Here is a 16,952-nt window from a genome sequence, read left to right on the forward strand (position 1 = left end):
GATATGATACGCACTGATTTTTTAGTGATCGGCTCCGGTATTGCAGGCTTAACCTTTGCGATTAAAACGGCAAAGGCTTGTCCTGATAAAACAATATTGGTGGTAACCAAAACCAATGCAGATGAAACCAACACCAAATATGCACAGGGTGGTATTGCAGTAGTGAATGACCTGGAAAACGACAGCTTTGAAAAACATATTGAAGACACCTTGATTGCCGGTGATGGTTTGTGCAATGAAGAAGTGGTAGAGATTGTAGTAAAAGAAGGGGCTGATCGGGTGAATGAAATTATTGACTGGGGTGCCAAGTTTGACAAACAATCCGACGGTGATTTTGCACGTGGTAAAGAAGGTGGACATAGTGAACACCGCATCCTGCATCACAAAGATGTTACCGGTGCTGAAATGGAGCGGGCTTTACTGGATACCGTAAAACAGTTGCCCAATATTCAGATTGCCAATCATTATTTTATTGTTGATATTATTACCCAACATCACCTGGGTTACCTGGTTACGAAATCAACTCCGGATATTACCTGTTATGGTGTGTATGCGCTCAACCTGCTTACCAACCAGATTGAAATCATCCAATCGAAAATCACATTGTTAGCTGCCGGCGGTAATGGCCAGGTCTATCGTACTACTACCAATCCTTCCATTGCTACCGGTGATGGAGTTGCTATGGTGTACCGTGCCAAAGGAAGAATTGAAAACATGGAGTTCATCCAGTTTCATCCAACTGCTTTGTATCAACCCGGGCAAAGAGGTCAGGCTTTTTTAATTACAGAAGCGGTACGTGGTGATGGTGGCATTCTCCGCAATCATAAAGGTGAAGCCTTTATGGAGCGGTATGATGAACGTAAAGATTTAGCGCCCCGTGATATTGTAGCAAGAGCTATTGACAGTGAAATGAAAATCAACGGTACAGAGCATGTGTGGCTGGATTGCAGGCATATTCCGTTAGAAAACTTCATTCATCATTTTCCTAACATTTATGAAAAATGTAAAAGCCTGGGCATTGATGTTACACAACATATGATTCCCGTAGCTCCGGCAGCACATTACAGTTGCGGTGGTATTAAAACCGATGAATGGGGAAGAACATCCATCAAACATTTATATGCCGCAGGCGAATGTGCCAGTACAGGTTTGCATGGTGCCAATCGTTTGGCCAGTAACTCACTGTTAGAAGCGATGGTGTTTGCTCACAGAAGTTATTTAGATGCTCTTGAAGTATTGAGCAACATCAACAGCTCAGCTTTATTACCGGAGTGGAATGCCAAAGGCACATCGCAACCAAGAGAAATGATTTTAATTACCCAAAGCTTAAAAGAGTTGCAGCAGGTAATGAGTGATTATGTAGGTATTGTTCGTAACAATGTTCGTTTACAAAGAGCCTTGAAACGATTGGATTTACTTTGGGAAGAAACGGAAGAACTCTACCGCAGCACTACACTTTCACCCCAACTGCTGGAGTTACGAAACATGATTACAGTTGGTTACCTCATTACAAAAGGTGCTGCTTTCCGTAAAGAAAGCAGAGGTCTTCATTACAATACTGATTTCCCGGGTAAGAGTGAATTGCTGCAGAATATTGTGTTGTAAGCTTACCGCTTCTTATCAGCATAAATTTTATACGCCGCTAACACAAGAGCACTGATGGAATCTGTTTTGCTTTTTTGGTTGGTGAGAACATGTTTCAAATCACCATTTTCATAAGAAGTAAGAAATTTCAAGGAAGGTGCTATCCATCCTGCCTGGTGCAGTTCGTGCAGCATAAAAAATTGTCCTGTTTTATAATAACCTGAAAGCAAATCAATCCCTGTTATGTCGTTTACAGAGTTGGTATGATGCCAACCATAAACTGTTGGTAAGATATCCTGCAGACTGCAAAGTGCTGTATCAGTGTAGGTTTGTTGCAACCCGGGTTTATAAAAAAGCAAAGGCACATGCAGCAGTTTTAATTTATAGGTATCCCAATCTTCCTGCATACTATGAGCAGCTTGTCCGATAGTGCCATGATCGCCGACTATGATAAAAACGGTATTGGAGAAATAAGAAGCTGTAGCTGCCCTTTCAAAATACTTCTGCAAACAAAAGTCAAGATACCGCATGGAATTGAATTCTTTGGCTGATTGAAATCCAAACTGCTTTAAAGAATCAGTTCCTGGGTTTACAGTCATAAAACCATTTTGTGCTGCTGTTGCAGGAATGGTAAAGGGCTCATGATTGGATGCTGTTTGTATCACCGCAAAAAAAGGAGTCTTGCTTTTTCGGAACAGTTCATCTGCCTGCTGCAACAAATCATAATCATCAGCTCCCCATACAGATGCTGCTTTTGTTTTCATCTGGGCAGCATCCACTACTTCCATATTTTTAATGTTCGATTTTAAAAATCCTTTAATATCAGCCCAGGTACCATCACCACCCAGCAAATAATAGGATGCGCCAAAAGACATTTCATTCAGCAGCACAGGAATACGGGATGAAGGCGGTTGATGCGTTGCTAATTTACTCCAATTCACATCCGGCACGCCGGTAAACAAATTCCACACAGCTCTTGCCGTACCGAAATGAGGTGTAAAACAATTGGAAAAATAAAGAGAACTGTCACGAAGCTTTTTTAAGAAAGGTGTGGGTTGCAAAGGCTGTTGTGTTGCAAGTGATGTTTTGTAAGTAGCCAGCGACTCTGCTAACAGTATAACTACATTCAAAGGTTGCTCCTTAGTAGTGAATTGTTGCTTTATGGTTTGTAATTGCTGTGCACGAGCAGAATCATATTGCAGGGTGGCAGCAAACAATCTGCGTTCTTCACCGGTGGGAACTGCCGGCGTTTCCTCTTTATAAAACCATCCATAAAAAAATGATTCTGCCGGGTTCAATGCAAATACGCCTGTTGCAGGATCAGCATAGGCATCACTCCATGTAAGCGGATATTTTTTGAAGGTACCCCAGATAGCAGCTCCGTTCAAAATTAAAATCAGTACTAAAAAAAGAACGGTTTTTGAAGAAGGAACCGATTCATTTGTTGCTTTGAATATCCGCTTTAACAACAGTTGATCCATCAGCCAGAGAAAAACAATCAGTAGAAAGATTAATAAAGTCACCGGGTAGCTTTGCCAGAGCATTTTTACAGCAATAGTTAAAGGTGTGATCAACTCCAGCACCACCGGAGAGATTCTGAAACCGGCATATTGGTAATAATAAAAATCAGAGATAAATAATAAGAGCAGCAGGAGCAATAAGAGGCGTGCATACCAACGGGCAGCAAGTTGCACTTTTATTTTAAAGACGTTTTCAAGCAGGTAAAATAACAGAACGGGCAGCAGGAGCAAACCGGCCCAGCGGGCATCAAATCGTAACCCTGTAAATAAAACTTGTAAGAGTCCGTCAGATGAGGAAGCATAAACAGCCAAAAGAAGAATTCGATAAGCTGTAAAAAGAAAAAGCAGGAACAAATAGAACCGCAGTACATACACCACCCTGCTTACATATCTTTGTTGCGCCATCAAACATGAATTGTTTTATCAAATATTGCGGTATCACTTTCCTCTTATTTTTTGCAGCCTGTAAAGAAGAGCGTTGCGCCTCTGCTGAAACAGCTGTACAAAAAAACTGGCATCAAAAAACTACTTCCGCCCGTTTCTTTCCTGCAAAAGGATTATGGTTGCACCGTACCAACCATCCTGCCAAATTTAGTAAATATGCTGATGCATATGCAGGTTTTGAAATGGATGTAAATATTGATACAATGCGGATGCTGCTGGATGTATATCATCCGCCGGAAACATCGCAAAACATCAGGGTGGAAGATTTCTTAAATCAAAAAGCAGCATCCGGAAAATACTTCTGGTTTGATTGTAAAAATCTCAGTCTTTCAAATATTGCCAAAACACTTAAGGTTTTGCAGCAGTTAGACAGTGCCTATCAAATCAAAGATCGTTTGGTGTTTGAATCTACCAATGCCGCTGCTTTAAAAATCATTGCAGCAGCAGGCTATTATACTTTTTATTACTTATCCTTCACTGAAGAAACTGATTTGTGTACAGATACCGTACTTCTTTCTAAAATGGCAGCACAAATAGATACTTCATTTACCGCTATCAGTGCTGATGGCCGTTATATAAAAACGCTCAACGCTTTGTTTCCGCAATGCCGAAAAGCTACCTGGACTTTAAGCACACTGCGTAACTGGTTTCAAAATGAACAGCACGAAATGCTGCAGGATTCAATGGTACTGATAGTATTAAAACGTGAACGGTAGTTTTCTTTGTTGATTCTCTATCTTTAACCTCCAATTCAAATCAATATGCGTATCATCTCATATAATGTAAACGGCATCCGTGCTGCTATTAAAAAAGGATTCCTTGACTGGCTCAAAACCAATCCTGCTGATATCATCTGCGTGCAGGAAACAAAAGCATTGAAAGAAGATGTGGATCATAAACCGTTTAATGAACTGGGATATTATGATTACTGGTTCAGTGCACAGAAAAAAGGATACAGCGGCGTAGCGGTGTTTACAAAAATAAAACCTGACAATGTAGAGTACGGTAATGGTCACGGACCAAGTGATGATGAAGGCAGAGTGATTCAATTGGATTTTGGTGAGCTGCGTCTCATCAATGCTTATTTCCCCAGTGGTACCAGTGGCGATGAGCGCCAGGATTTTAAATACCAATGGCTGGATGAGTTTTATAAATGGATTAATCAACTCAAAAAGAAAAAGCCCAACCTCATTTTGTTAGGCGATTATAACATTGCCCATACTGAAATGGACATCCATGACCCCAAAGGCAATAAAAACTCCAGTGGTTTTTTACCGGAGGAGCGTGCCTGGATGACTAAGTTTTTAGAAAGCGGCTGGGTAGATACTTTTCGTACTGTGCATCCTGAACCACACCGTTACAGCTGGTGGAGCCAGCGTTTCCCCAGTGTGCGTTTGAATAATAAAGGATGGCGCATTGATTATATTAATGTAACCGAACCGCTGCGCAACCGCATAAAAGATGCAGAAATTTATCCTGATGTAAAACACAGCGATCACTGCCCTGTTTACCTGGAATTAAAAAAGAAATAATGATTGTTTACAACGTTACCATAAAATTAGACTGGAGCATACATGATGCATGGCTTCAATGGATGAAGGAAGAGCACATGCCTGAAATGGTGCAAACAGGTTGCTTCACTCAGTTTCAATTACTCCGGTTACTGGAAGTAGAGGAAGAAGAAGGCCCTACCTATGCAGCACAATATGTTGCAGACAGCAAGGCTGACTATAACCGTTACATTGAAACCTATGCAACCGGCATGCGTGAAAAAGGATTGAACAAATGGGGTAACCGTTTTATTGCATTCCGTTCCGTAATGCAATCGGCACTTTAATTTTTCTATTCACATTTTTGAAGAAAACACAAGCAGTTTTGTGGAAAACTGTTTTGCTGTAATGCTTGCTGCATAAGGGTTTGAGCGCACAATGCAAAACTTTCAGGTGTATTAAAAAAATTTTGTTGCAGTACAAAACCCTCTATATTTGTCGCCTCTAAAAAAATCACAATATGAATAAAGCTGAATTAGTAGCCAAGATGGCAGATGATGCAGGTATTTCAAAAACACAGGCCAATGCTGCACTCGATTCAATGATTGAAGCCGTACAAAAAACATTAAAGGGTGGTGGTAAAGTAACCCTTGTAGGTTTTGGAACTTTTAGTGTGAGCAAACGCCAGGCACGTACCGGCCGTAATCCTAAAACAGGAGAAACCATTAAGATCAAAGCAAAAAAAGTAGCGAAGTTTAAAGCCGGTAAAGAACTGGCTGAAAAATTATAAGCCACTGAAATAATAAAAACAGGAAACAACGCTGTTTCCTGTTTTTTTATACAGCATTCTATAACTTTACTTCAATAAAAAAATAAACTATGGGAAGAGGTGATAAAAAAACAAAGCGTGGTAAAATTTCAAAAGGTTCATTCGGTAAATCACGCCCTGCAAAAACAAAAAAGAAAGCAGCTCCTAAAAAAGCGTAACCGGGTAATTGATAATGGATAATACCTGTAATGTTATTATCCATTATCAACTATTCATGAATGTATTGATTAAGGTGCCAAACGTTCAATCTTCCAGGCACCATTCTCCTGTAACGTATACTGAATACGATCATGCAAACGGCTGGGCCTCCCCTGCCAGAACTCAATCTTTGCAGGTTGTACCCGAAATCCACCCCAATGCGGAGGTTTAGGTATTTCACCATGCTTAAATCGTTCCTTGTAGTAATCATAGGTTTCTTCCAGCCAGGCTTTACCGGCTACCACCAAACTCTGGGGTGAAGCCCATGCACCAATCTTACTCCCATCGGGCCTGCTGTTAAAGTATTCAATACTTTCTGTGGTTGATATTTTCGTTGCGGTTCCGTTAATACGCACCTGCCGCTCTAACTCTTTCCAGAAAAACAGGAGACAGCATTTTGCATTATCCTCCAGCTGTTGACTCTTGGCACTGTTGTAATTGGTAAAGAATACAAAACCATTTTTATCAAATGCTTTAACAAGTACTGTTCTCGCCTCCGGCATTCCATCTGCATCTGTAGTGGCCAATGTCATTGCATTGACTTCTAAAATTTCAGATTGCATGGCTTCGTCCCACCAGAGAGAAAACTGATCAATGGGATGTGCAGCAACATCTTTTTCGTTTAATGCCTTGAGCGAATATTCTTTCCGGATATGTGAAATGGTTTGCATAGATACTTATTTCAAATGCAAAGCTATGGATGCAACAGGCTTGTACCATAAAATTTATAGGAATGATCCACAACTGAAAAGCAGTAAGCTAAAATCAAACAAGGTAAAGGCTGCTAATCATTTAAAATCTGAGCAAGCAGTGCAGATACTTCCTGCGCTTTTGAAGCAATCATAAAATGACTGCCGTTTTTTACGAGGTATTGATAATTCCTTTTCTTAACCGGAGGCAAGGTTCTGTCGGCCGTGCCGTGAATACGGATGATATTCTCAGGTGCTTCTTTCCGTTGCCATTTAACGATTGAATGAACTGACCATTGAAAGAGCTGCGGGTTTGTAGTACGCATCATTTGCTGTACCATCTTACGCTGGGCAGGTGTTTTTAATTGAAAAAGATAAGATACAATAAGCGAAGCATTGGCCGCCAGCTTCACCGTTAACAAACGATGCAGCCCCACCGCTCCTGCAAAACGATAAAGCGTCGGTAGCTCATTACGGCAGGCCGCACTGGAAATAAGAATTGTTTTCTCCGGTTGTACATAACGTAGCATTTCTGTTGCCACCATGCCGCCAAACGAAAGACCGGCCAGGTAAAAAGGTTGAGAAGTATCAATGCCTGCACTCATGCGTTGGGCATAAGCATCCATTGTTTCGCCGGGTAGTGGCGGCAGCCATGAAAGATAAACTACTGAAATGCCGGGAGGAAGTGTTAATTGCTCAAAGATCCGTTCATCGGCTCCCAGCCCGCTGATGAAATAAATTGTTTTCAAAACTCTTATTTTGATTCTCCGGTTATTTTGCTCATCATGCCTTCTATTTCCGTTAACCGGCGCATCTGGGCTACCATCTTCTTATTCTGCTCATTCATTTCCTGCAGGTCATGATTGAGATGCTCGAGGAATTCAATGCGTTTTAATGCCTGTTGTTTTTGTAAATCCAGCTCCCGCAGTTTGGTTTCAACATCTGTTAACTCGCTGTTGAGTTTTGAATTTTCTTCGGCCAGTTCTTTTTGTTTTTGGCGTGCATGTTCCAGCTCACCGTGCATAATACGGTTGGCTTCTTCCAGTTCTTCATACTGCATCATTTGTCCGGCAGGTCGTGCTAATTGATTTTCAACCCGCATCAGCTTTTCCTGCATCTCCCTGAACTCAGCATAGGCATGTTCCAGTTGCTCTTTCATAGAACCTGTCATTTCAATCCGTTGCTGTATTTGTTTTACCTCTTCCTCCCGCTGCTGTAGTTGATTTTGTGTATGAAGTAACTGCTGATTAAGGGTTTCATTTAATGCAGCAGCCTGTCTGTATTTTTCCTGTAATTGTTCAATGGATTCTGATTGCTGTAATAGTTTGGCAATGGTTTGATTGTGTTCAGATAAATATTCCTGCGCCATTTTTAACTGGTGCAGGTAGTCCTGTGTATTTACTCCGCCGGTGGCAACAGTGGTAGTATGTTGTTGCTCCTGCAATTGACGGTTCCGTTCTTTCAGTTCCTCCAGTTCTTCCTGCATTTCAATCTGCCGTGTAAGTGCACGTTCCAGTTGGGCTTTGAGTCCTTCGTTTTCAGGTGATGGAGCCGCTGCCTGTGCGGCATTGTTTTTAGCTGATTGTTTTAAGTATGCATTCAATTCCTGCAGTTCAGCAATTTCATCCAGCAGATCCTGTTGTTTGCTTAATGCCTCTTCCAGTTCTTGCTGTACTCCGGATGCATTAGCGCCTGATGAATTGCTGTTGAATTCTTTGGGCGATTGCAGTAATTGTGTATTGAGCTGCTGTAATTCTTCCAACTCGTGTTGACGGGTGATGAGTTGTTCTTTCAGTTGCAGCAGTTCCTGTTGTAAAGTGTCTGAGGCAGATTGACGCTGTTCCGTGAGTTCATAATATTTCAAACGCCATTGCTGGGCCTCATCAGAAAATTTCTTTTGCTGTATTTCCTGCATTTCCATGCCGCCGTTCCGTATGCTCCACAGATAGTGAATGACAAACCCGATGATGAGTGCAATCACTCCAAAGAAAATGATTTCTGCCAGGTTGGTTTGAATGTCCAGGAAAAAAGTATTGATGAGCATACAAAGGTTTGGTTACAGGTTACGGGCATTTATTCCAAAAATATCCCTTTGCCCAATGGGTACCTTTCAAAGATACACATCCGCCTGTTACCTGCAAGAGCTGCTGTTACAGTAATAAAAGAAAAATCCGGGAACTTGCTTACGGGGTGAAGATTACTCAGCAGTAACGATGGTGCCTACTTTTTCGCCGGTAACTACCCGTTTAAGATTATTGGGTTTGTTCATATCAAACACAATGATGGGAAGTTTATTTTCCATGCACAGCGTAAAGGCCGTCATATCCATTACACGCAGGTTTTTGCTGAGGCATTCCTGGAAGGTGATGGTATTGTACTTGGTGGCCGTGGGATCTTTTTCAGGATCGGCTGTGTAAATGCCGTCCACACGGGTACCTTTTAAAATTACATCAGCGTTGATTTCAATGGCACGGAGCGAACCGGCTGTATCAGTGGTAAAGTAAGGGTTACCGGTACCGGCGCCAAAGATCACCACACGTCCTTTTTCGAGGTGACGGATAGCACGGCGGCGGATATAGGGCTCGGCAATCTGTTCCATTTTGATGGCGCTTTGCAAACGGGTGTACACTCCCACTTTTTCTAACCCTGCCTGCAGGGCCATACCATTGATAACGGTGGCCAGCATACCCATATAATCACCATGCGCCCGTTCAATACCTGTTTCTGCTTCATTCATACCCCGGTAAATATTTCCGCCTCCTATTACAACGGCTACCTGCACCCCTAAATCAGTGATGGTTTTAATACTTTGGGCATATTGTGCAATCACTTTGGAGTCCATTCCAAAATTGTTATCGCCCATTAAAGATTCACCGGATAGTTTGAGCAGAATACGTTTGTACTTGGGAAGCATAGCAGGGTTTTATTGAACTGCGGCGAAGATAGATGATTTGAGGGAGTGAGAAAAAAGTGGTTAAAGATGATGCGCCCTTACTACAATTCACCGAGTCCCGTCATTTCGACGTAAGGAGAAATCTCTATACCCGAAGACTGTTAGCAAACAAGCAAACACTTCAACCCATCAACCTCCCGTCATTTCGACGCAAGGAGAAATCCCTGCACCCAAAGACTGATGGCAAATAATTAAACTTTCCGATTAAACACAAGCATTACTATACTTCAGAGATTTCTCTCTACGTCGCAACAGTCTCATTCTCTGAAACCACTCATGGCTCCGTTCGAAATGACGGAGCGTGTTGTTGTAGGATTTCCTGCAAATACACAAATGCCTGTTACAATTTATGAAACACATGAAACCATCAGAGTCCCGTCATTTCGACGCAAGGAGAAATCCTTGCACCCAAAGACTGTTAGCAAACAAGCAACCTGCTTCATGAAACACAACCCATCCGATAACGCAGAGATTTCTCTCTACGCCGCAACAGTCTCATTCTCTGAAACCACTCATGGCTCCGTTCGAAATGACGGAGCGTGTTGTTGTAGGATGATTGAAAAATCACCAAGAACCAACTACCAGCTTTCAATCTCTTTCCACAAATCCTCCCAATGCGGGTTCATAGAACTTATCAACTGATCTTTCTTTTCCCGCCGCCACTTTTTAAATTGCTTTTCAAAAGCAATTGCTTCTGTAACCGTACTGTAATGACAATAGTAAACACAAAGCGTGCAATTGTACTGATCAGTAAAACTTCCTTTATAAAAATGGGTTCTGTGTTCCAGAACCCTGTTACGTAAATCCGATGTTACACCCACATATAAAACGGTACGCTGCTGATTGGTCATAATATAAACAGAACCGCCTTTATGAATTCAATTCCTGTTTTAGTTATCAATCATAAATCCGCTCAATCGCATCCCTGTATTTTTCCATAATCACTTTGCGTTTGAGTTTGAGTGTGGGCGTCAGTTCGCCGCCATCCACCGTCCACTCATTGCTGCAGAGTTCAAACTTCTTCACCTGCTCCACATGATTGAACTGTACATTAAACTCTTCCACAATGTTTTTGTACATCTCCAGCACCTTAGGATGACGGATGAGATCATGCACTGTTCCAAAACTTACATTGTTCTGTTTGGCCCACTCTTTTAAGTTTTCAAAAGAAGGTACAATAAGAGCACCGGCAAACTTGCGTTCCGGACCCACCACAATCATCTGCTCAATAAACTTGCTCTCCTTCATCTTGTTTTCAATGGGCTGTGGTGCCACGTATTTACCGCCGCTGGTTTTGAAGATTTCTTTTTTACGATCGGTGATCTTCAAAAACTTATCATTTACAAACATGCCGATATCACCTGTGTGAAAGTAACCTTCCTTATCAATCACTTCAGCCGTTAAATCAGGACGTTTGTAATAACCCATCATCACATTATCGCCCTTGCAGCAGATTTCTCCATCTTCAGCAAGCTTCACCTGCACACCGTTAATCACTGTACCCACTGTTCCGAATTTGCGGTTGGCTTCCCCATAACGGTTCACACTTATTACGGGAGATGTTTCTGTTAAACCATATCCTTCCATAATCACCATTTTACCTGCCGTGAAAATGCGGAGCAATCGCACCTGGCAGGCAGCAGCGCCTGTAACAATCGCTTTTACTTTACCACCCAAACCTTCCCGCCATTTTTTAAAGATGAGTTTATTGGCAATGGATAATTGCACGTTGTATAAAAATCCATGGTTCTTTCCCACTTCATATCTGGATGCTACATCCACTGCCCAGAAAAAGAGTTTGCGTTTTAAACCGGTGAGTTCCTGTCCTTTGCCCATGATGCGTTCATATACTTTCTCCAGCAAACGTGGCACCGTGGTAAACACAGCGGGTTGTACTTCTTTGAGGTTATCACCAATCTTATCCAAGCTTTCAGCGTAGTAAATACTCACCCCGTTAAAGAGGTAGATATAACTCACCATGCGTTCAAAAATATGATTGAGCGGTAAAAAACTTAATGCTTTATCATTACTGGAACAGAAATCAGTAAACACTTCCGTGCTGGCAATTACATTGCTCAGAATATTTTTATGACTCAGCATCACACCTTTGGGTGTACCGGTTGTACCGGAAGTATAAATGATGGTCACCAGGTCTTCATAACCCACTTTTGCGGCGGCGGCTTCTAATTGCTGAAAGTTTTCAGCAGTAGCTTTACTGAGGATATCTTTCCAATGCAGCGATGGCTGAATATAATCAAAGGTGAACACAGCCTGCACTGTAGGTGTTTTACTCCGAACGCCCTGTACTTTATCATAGAGTTCTTTATCACTTACAAATACCAGCTTTACTGCCGCATCATTGAGCACAAATTCAAGTTCCGGTGCTGCTAAAGTGGGATAGATGGGTACCAGCACGGCGCCGATCTTCTGCACCGCAAAATCCAGCATCAACCACTCCGGGCGGTTATTGGCAATGATGGCAATCTTATCCCGCTTCTCCACACTCATATCATGACCACTAACCCCGAGATGAATAAGACCGGCAGCCAGTTTGTCAACCGTTTCCTTTACTTCTTTGGTACTGTACTTGTGCCAGATGCCGCCTTCTTCTTTGGCAGCAAACATATCTTCTTTGGGAAATTGACTTAATTGTATATCAATACAGTCAAACAATCGTTGAGCTTTGTGCATATAAAAGACAGTTGGTTTAAGATAACAGCCTGTACCACTAATTGTTGTACAAACTCAATTGAGCAAGGAAGTTAGGGAGAAAAGCAATAAAAAATCCGCCCTTTTGAGGGCGGACTTATTAATTCGTTTTTTGATAGTACTGGTTCAGCGGCACTTTAAACAGTTTGGATTTCTGAAACTTGGTAAACTCATTATACTGGGCTGTATTGAGCTTGGTCCAGTTATCATAAGCAGCCAGGTTATTAGCCGCTTCAAAGATCCATTGGTTATAAGCTTCAAACATACCTTCCTGCAAGAGCTGGCGGTGATGTTCAAACAAACGGAAAGGCATTTTAGTGCCGTAATCTTTATACCAGTCCAGGATAAAACGGGTACGCAGCATTATGAGTGTTTCAGTAGTAATGCCGTTATTGGTAACCGCAGCATTACGATTCATTACATCTGTAAAAGCAGATGTAAACTCCGTCACATTTTTAGAAGGCTTGGCCTTGGGATCGTTGAGGAAAAACTTTTTGTAGGATTCCAGCAGCAGGGTTTTCATTTCTGCCGTGCGGCTGGAGTAGCTTTCCATGTTCACAAATATTTCGCCATACACCAGGGCCCATACTTTATCAGTAGTGAGGTGATAATAACGTGCAGCAAAATAGTAGTTGCCGGAATAGTTGGGATCGTTTTTAATACCGCTTTCCCATTGGTTGATGCAGTTAAAATCTTTCTGCAACCATAACAGTTCGCCATACTCTGCATATAAGGCGCCGGCATTAGGATATTTTTTGATGGCCTTGCGGTACATCTTATCTGCTTCCTTAGCATCTTCCAGCTGTTTGTAAATAGTACCGGCTATCTGGTAGGTTTGTACATCTGCATCTTCCCGTTCCACCAATGGCTTTACCGTTTCTCTTGCCTTGGCAAAATCACGTTGATAATAATAAGTCAATGCCAGGTCTTTCTGTATGGAAAAATTGCCGGGTTCTTTAGCCAGTGCTTTATTGAGGATGAGGATGGCATTGGCCCAATCGCCGCTGCGCATGAATTGCTTTGCTGTTTCATGCAGTTGTGCTGCATCAGGGTCCTGTGCCATCATTGCAGTTGAAAGAAACAGCGCCGCTATACCAAAAAGTAATTGTTTCATATAGGTTTCAAAAGTAATTCAATCTTAAAGAAATGCGGTTGTTCCGCTTAAGATTGCATTTTTCTTAAGAGAGTTGCCTGCATCAGCCTTCATTATAAATAAGGTGGGTGAGCAAACCATCCCGCAGTTTGGGTTCAAACCAGGTGCTTTTAGGAGGCATGATATTACCACTGTCAGCAATCGCAAATAACTGCTCCATGGTAACAGGATAGAGACTGAAAGCCACCTGCATATCGCCACTGTCTACCCGTTTTTGCAATTCGCCCAATCCACGGATGCCGCCTACAAAATCAATCCGCTTATCAGTCCGCTGGTCGTGAATGTTCAGGTGTTTGCTTAAAATATTATTGGATAAAATGGTTACATCCAGCACACCGATGGGGTCGGTAGTAAAGGTTCCTTCTTTTGCTTCCAGCCGGTACCAGTTACCTTCTGCATACATCCCAAACTCATGAGGCTTGCCCGGTTTAAAAGGTTCTATGCCCACAAGGCTGCAGTTGAAATCGGCACTGAGTAATTCCAGGAGACCGGTCACCGTTAAACCGTTAAGGTCTTTTACCACACGGTTGTAATCAATGATCTTTAATTCACTCGCCGGAAATAGTGTAGTTAGAAAGTACATGCTTTCGGCTGTAGCTTCATCGCCCAATGCATTTTTTACTTTGGCAGCCGAAGCAGCACGGTGGTGACCATCAGCAATATACGTTTGAGGTACCTGTTTTTTAAAAATGGTGGAAATGGTTTTGATGGCAGCATCATCATTCACAATCCAGATGGTGTGTTGAATACCATCATCGGCAGTAAAATCGTAGATGGGACTTTTTTCTTTTTTCCAGTTGCTGATGAGCGTGTTCATTTCCTCCACATCCCGATAAGCTAAAAACACATTGCCCGTTTGAGCACCGGTGATTTTGATATGGTTGATGCGGTCGTTCTCTTTTTCAGGCCTGGTGAACTCATGTTTTTTGATCACATCATTTTCATAGTCCTTCACTGCACTGCCGCATACCAATCCTGTCTGGCTGCGACCATCCATAATGAGTTGGTAGATATAGTAACAGGCTTTGTTCTCCCGGAACAAAACATCCCTTTGTATAAAGGCGTTGAGATTTTCTTTTGCTTTTTCATACACTTCTGCAGCGTAATGATCCATTTCTTCGGGCAAATCAATTTCTGATTTGGTGATATGCAGAAAAGAATAAGGATTGCCTTGTGCTTCCTGTTTGGCCTCGGTGCTGTTCAATACATCGTAAGGACGTGAGGCTACCTGTTTTGCAAACTGTGCCTGCGGACGCAGGGCTTTAAAGGGAACTATAATTGCCATACTTTTTACTTACTAACCGCTGCAAAGAAACGGATTTTAAGGGAGTGCCCCGCATTTAAATGAATGATTGAGGGCAGTTGGTTTAGGATCAAATTCTTACAGCAGGATGGGATCCTGCACATCGCTTCACCCCTGCACGTCATAGCGAGTTTACTGCCAATGGGTGGGAGGAGGAACGACGACGTGGCTATCTCCTGAGCTTAGTTCAACAGTCATCTGTAAACAAATTCATTCTCCGTAGCGGGAGATTGCCACAGGTTTTGGCCTGCCCACCTGCCCTATAAAAACCTTCGCAATGACGTTTTTATTTTGTGCTTTTCCGTTTAAAGTGTCATTCATCACCCACCCAACCTCCCCAGCACAAAATCCCTTCCGTTCCTGAAAAACAGATCCTGCGAAAAAGCTTTTACATCAAAACCCGCCGGCAGTTTCACTTTTACTTCTTTTGCAAAAGAAACAAACTGGTTTTCAAAAGCCTGTTGCAGGTAGTAAATATCATCATAGGTCATACAATAGTACATGGGATTGATCATGCCATCCATATCTGAACCGATGCAGAGTTGCTTCAAAGCTTTACTCACCTCATAATTATTCGTTCGTGCTACTGCCATCACATGTACAATATGCGCCATAAAATGCCGCAGGTGATAATCACCCAACTGCGGGTACACGGTGCCGCCATTACGTACTTCCTGCCAGTCCATACAATCTTCATTTAAAAATGCATTGCCTATTTCTGCTCCCTGCTGCGGTGGTAAAAACAAAGTTTCTTCGTCATAAGAAACATATTCTTTTTCTACCGGGAAGTCATACTCTGCACGGGGATTGTATTGCTGGTAACCCAGGATGCGTTTGTCCAGTGAGATACCGATCATACCACCGCTCTGCAAAATGGCGATGATATCTTCATCATACAGGTTAATACTGCTGGCATTGAAACAGGGACTTGCTTCCCTTGTAAAATATTTTACCGGTTTGCCCTGCAGCAACATGGTATAACGACCATTGCTGTAGCGTTTGTAATCAAGAATATAATCCGGAATCTGTTGAACACTGATGCCGGTAAAACCTACATGGGTAGCTACAATGGGTGGCAGGTTGGTACCCAGTGCCCCGCTGTTACGCAGTTCATACAAATGCAATCTTGCAGCGAGGCTCATATGCTTTACATCCACCATGATGTTGTGGTCATAACAATGTTTTGTAATGGCAATACCATCGGCACTGATGCGGTTGCCCCTGGGTACAAAATCAATATGATCTACAAACTGCATCCCGAAAGCATGATTGCACACCGTACTTTGTTCAATATGCGTAAGGTTGATGGAAAGTAAGGACAGTTTGCTGCGCAGGTCATCAATGTTTTGAATAATGGTGTCTTTATCATACACACCCAACTCATCCATAAATACATGACAACCTTCGGCAGTAAACACCACATGCAGTGTATCCGTATCGGTCTCCTTGTATTCAGCAGCAACACGGAGGGGTTTTACTTTTTTATCGGTGACTCCAAACTGTGCGGCATCCGTAAGTGTGAGCCAATCTTCATTCATCAATAATGCATAAGGATTGCCGTTGATGATTTTCTGAATCTTTGCTTCCTGCAGGTAGGTTTTTAAACTGCTTTGTGCTCCCTGTTGTACAAGGCTGTTATCCAGGAACCTTCGCTCCGGAATATAAAGCGCCACGCATACAAGGTTGCAATCATTAATGAGCAGTTGCCGCAGGTTGGATTGCGATTGAATGATGTATTCAAACTCGCTGCACCAGCGCAGGGCCAGCGGAATGGTTTCTTTACGCAGCCGCTCCCAGGGACTGAATTTTTGAGTGGTAGCTGTTTGTTCTGAAAACAAACTCTTTAACGTGGGGTGCAGGTGAAAATCAAAGAACGGCATGATGCGAAGTTTTAAGGTGAAGGTGTGCGGTTGATTTCTGAATGATTCCTGTTTTAAATGTAGGTTGAATTAAGGGTAAATGCAATAGACGGGGCTTTGAGTGACTTTTGACAGGCCTTTGAGTGGGCTTTGAGTGGGAGTAAGGCCTTTGCGGTGAATAAGCGGTTTATTCACCGCAAAAAATGCGGCGAAAAGAAAAA

General features: G+C 42.4%; 16 protein-coding genes. 6 read left to right on the forward strand and 10 right to left on the reverse strand.

Features of this window, described 5'->3' with window-relative positions; all coding sequences use genetic code 11:
• The first annotated feature begins 3 nt into the window (after positions 1 to 3).
• Positions 4 to 1,605 carry an L-aspartate oxidase gene (nadB, locus tag PDL71_RS17895; protein WP_407523754.1) on the forward strand — a complete coding sequence of 534 codons (1,602 nt, stop codon included), beginning with the start codon at positions 4 to 6 and terminating at the stop codon, positions 1,603 to 1,605.
• A gap of 2 nt (positions 1,606 to 1,607) precedes the next feature.
• Here the strand turns inward: nadB and PDL71_RS17900 are convergent, their stop codons facing one another.
• Positions 1,608 to 3,509: an LTA synthase family protein gene (locus PDL71_RS17900; RefSeq protein WP_407523756.1), complete on the reverse strand. Its 1,902-nt coding sequence runs from the start codon at positions 3,507 to 3,509 to the stop codon at positions 1,608 to 1,610.
• Between the two features lie 5 nt (positions 3,510 to 3,514).
• Here PDL71_RS17900 and PDL71_RS17905 point away from each other — a divergent pair, with 5 nt between their 5' ends.
• The 5 genes from PDL71_RS17905 to PDL71_RS17925 all read left to right on the forward strand — a co-directional run bounded on the left by PDL71_RS17905 (position 3,515) and on the right by PDL71_RS17925 (position 6,025).
• Complete coding sequence (locus PDL71_RS17905; protein ID WP_407523758.1) at positions 3,515 to 4,264, forward strand: hypothetical protein; 750 nt, start codon at positions 3,515 to 3,517, stop codon at positions 4,262 to 4,264.
• 45 nt (positions 4,265 to 4,309) lie between these two features.
• Entirely contained in the window at positions 4,310 to 5,080 is a 771-nt protein-coding gene (locus PDL71_RS17910) for an exodeoxyribonuclease III (RefSeq protein WP_407523760.1), read from the forward strand.
• Complete coding sequence (locus tag PDL71_RS17915; protein WP_407523762.1) at positions 5,080 to 5,385, forward strand: DUF4286 family protein; 306 nt, start codon at positions 5,080 to 5,082, stop codon at positions 5,383 to 5,385. Before PDL71_RS17910 ends, PDL71_RS17915 begins: the two co-directional genes overlap by 1 nt.
• Before the next feature lie 173 nt (positions 5,386 to 5,558).
• Complete coding sequence (locus PDL71_RS17920) at positions 5,559 to 5,828, forward strand: HU family DNA-binding protein (protein ID WP_407523764.1); 270 nt, start codon at positions 5,559 to 5,561, stop codon at positions 5,826 to 5,828.
• Between the two features lie 89 nt (positions 5,829 to 5,917).
• Positions 5,918 to 6,025: a 30S ribosomal protein THX gene (locus PDL71_RS17925; protein ID WP_407523766.1), complete on the forward strand. Its 108-nt coding sequence runs from the start codon at positions 5,918 to 5,920 to the stop codon at positions 6,023 to 6,025.
• 69 nt (positions 6,026 to 6,094) lie between these two features.
• On the opposite strand, the gene pdxH is transcribed toward PDL71_RS17925, so the two are convergent.
• The 9 genes from pdxH to PDL71_RS17970 all read right to left on the reverse strand — a co-directional run bounded on the left by pdxH (position 6,095) and on the right by PDL71_RS17970 (position 16,752).
• Positions 6,095 to 6,736, reverse strand: coding sequence for a pyridoxamine 5'-phosphate oxidase (gene pdxH, locus PDL71_RS17930; RefSeq protein WP_407523768.1), 642 nt, complete (start codon positions 6,734 to 6,736; stop codon positions 6,095 to 6,097).
• A gap of 113 nt (positions 6,737 to 6,849) precedes the next feature.
• A complete protein-coding gene (locus PDL71_RS17935; protein WP_407523770.1) occupies positions 6,850 to 7,503 on the reverse strand; it encodes an alpha/beta fold hydrolase in 654 nt (217 codons plus the stop codon).
• A 5-nt stretch (positions 7,504 to 7,508) separates the two neighbouring features.
• Complete coding sequence (locus PDL71_RS17940; RefSeq protein ID WP_407523772.1) at positions 7,509 to 8,798, reverse strand: hypothetical protein; 1,290 nt, start codon at positions 8,796 to 8,798, stop codon at positions 7,509 to 7,511.
• A gap of 153 nt (positions 8,799 to 8,951) precedes the next feature.
• Entirely contained in the window at positions 8,952 to 9,668 is a 717-nt protein-coding gene (gene pyrH / locus PDL71_RS17945) for a UMP kinase (RefSeq protein WP_407523774.1), read from the reverse strand.
• 617 nt (positions 9,669 to 10,285) lie between these two features.
• Entirely contained in the window at positions 10,286 to 10,558 is a 273-nt protein-coding gene (locus tag PDL71_RS17950) for a GIY-YIG nuclease family protein (protein ID WP_407523776.1), read from the reverse strand.
• Positions 10,559 to 10,604: 46 nt separating this feature from the next.
• Entirely contained in the window at positions 10,605 to 12,398 is a 1,794-nt protein-coding gene (locus PDL71_RS17955) for an AMP-dependent synthetase/ligase (protein ID WP_407523778.1), read from the reverse strand.
• A 118-nt stretch (positions 12,399 to 12,516) separates the two neighbouring features.
• Positions 12,517 to 13,530 (reverse strand): tetratricopeptide repeat protein, encoded by a 1,014-nt coding sequence (locus tag PDL71_RS17960; RefSeq protein WP_407523780.1) that lies wholly within the window; start codon positions 13,528 to 13,530, stop codon positions 12,517 to 12,519.
• Positions 13,531 to 13,612: 82 nt separating this feature from the next.
• Positions 13,613 to 14,854 carry a DUF1015 domain-containing protein gene (locus PDL71_RS17965; RefSeq protein WP_407523782.1) on the reverse strand — a complete coding sequence of 414 codons (1,242 nt, stop codon included), beginning with the start codon at positions 14,852 to 14,854 and terminating at the stop codon, positions 13,613 to 13,615.
• 338 nt (positions 14,855 to 15,192) lie between these two features.
• Complete coding sequence (locus PDL71_RS17970; protein WP_407523784.1) at positions 15,193 to 16,752, reverse strand: hypothetical protein; 1,560 nt, start codon at positions 16,750 to 16,752, stop codon at positions 15,193 to 15,195.
• Positions 16,753 to 16,952: the final 200 nt, after the last annotated feature.

The sequence above is a fragment of the Lacibacter sp. MH-610 genome (assembly GCF_045780045.1).
Lineage (GTDB): Bacteria > Bacteroidota > Bacteroidia > Chitinophagales > Chitinophagaceae > Lacibacter.

Excerpts from the sequence above, each read along its gene's own strand:
- nadB (WP_407523754.1), top strand. The coding sequence starts at position 4 with ATGATACGCACTGATTTTTTAGTGATCGGCTCCGGTATTGCAGGCTTA.
- PDL71_RS17900 (WP_407523756.1), bottom strand. The coding sequence starts at position 3,509 with ATGGCGCAACAAAGATATGTAAGCAGGGTGGTGTATGTACTGCGGTTC.
- PDL71_RS17905 (WP_407523758.1), top strand. The coding sequence starts at position 3,515 with ATGAATTGTTTTATCAAATATTGCGGTATCACTTTCCTCTTATTTTTT.
- PDL71_RS17910 (WP_407523760.1), top strand. The coding sequence starts at position 4,310 with ATGCGTATCATCTCATATAATGTAAACGGCATCCGTGCTGCTATTAAA.
- PDL71_RS17915 (WP_407523762.1), top strand. The coding sequence starts at position 5,080 with ATGATTGTTTACAACGTTACCATAAAATTAGACTGGAGCATACATGAT.
- PDL71_RS17920 (WP_407523764.1), top strand. The coding sequence starts at position 5,559 with ATGAATAAAGCTGAATTAGTAGCCAAGATGGCAGATGATGCAGGTATT.
- PDL71_RS17925 (WP_407523766.1), top strand. The coding sequence starts at position 5,918 with ATGGGAAGAGGTGATAAAAAAACAAAGCGTGGTAAAATTTCAAAAGGT.
- pdxH (WP_407523768.1), bottom strand. The coding sequence starts at position 6,736 with ATGCAAACCATTTCACATATCCGGAAAGAATATTCGCTCAAGGCATTA.
- PDL71_RS17940 (WP_407523772.1), bottom strand. The coding sequence starts at position 8,798 with ATGCTCATCAATACTTTTTTCCTGGACATTCAAACCAACCTGGCAGAA.
- pyrH (WP_407523774.1), bottom strand. The coding sequence starts at position 9,668 with ATGCTTCCCAAGTACAAACGTATTCTGCTCAAACTATCCGGTGAATCT.
- PDL71_RS17950 (WP_407523776.1), bottom strand. The coding sequence starts at position 10,558 with ATGACCAATCAGCAGCGTACCGTTTTATATGTGGGTGTAACATCGGAT.
- PDL71_RS17955 (WP_407523778.1), bottom strand. The coding sequence starts at position 12,398 with ATGCACAAAGCTCAACGATTGTTTGACTGTATTGATATACAATTAAGT.
- PDL71_RS17960 (WP_407523780.1), bottom strand. The coding sequence starts at position 13,530 with ATGAAACAATTACTTTTTGGTATAGCGGCGCTGTTTCTTTCAACTGCA.
- PDL71_RS17965 (WP_407523782.1), bottom strand. The coding sequence starts at position 14,854 with ATGGCAATTATAGTTCCCTTTAAAGCCCTGCGTCCGCAGGCACAGTTT.
- PDL71_RS17970 (WP_407523784.1), bottom strand. The coding sequence starts at position 16,752 with ATGCCGTTCTTTGATTTTCACCTGCACCCCACGTTAAAGAGTTTGTTT.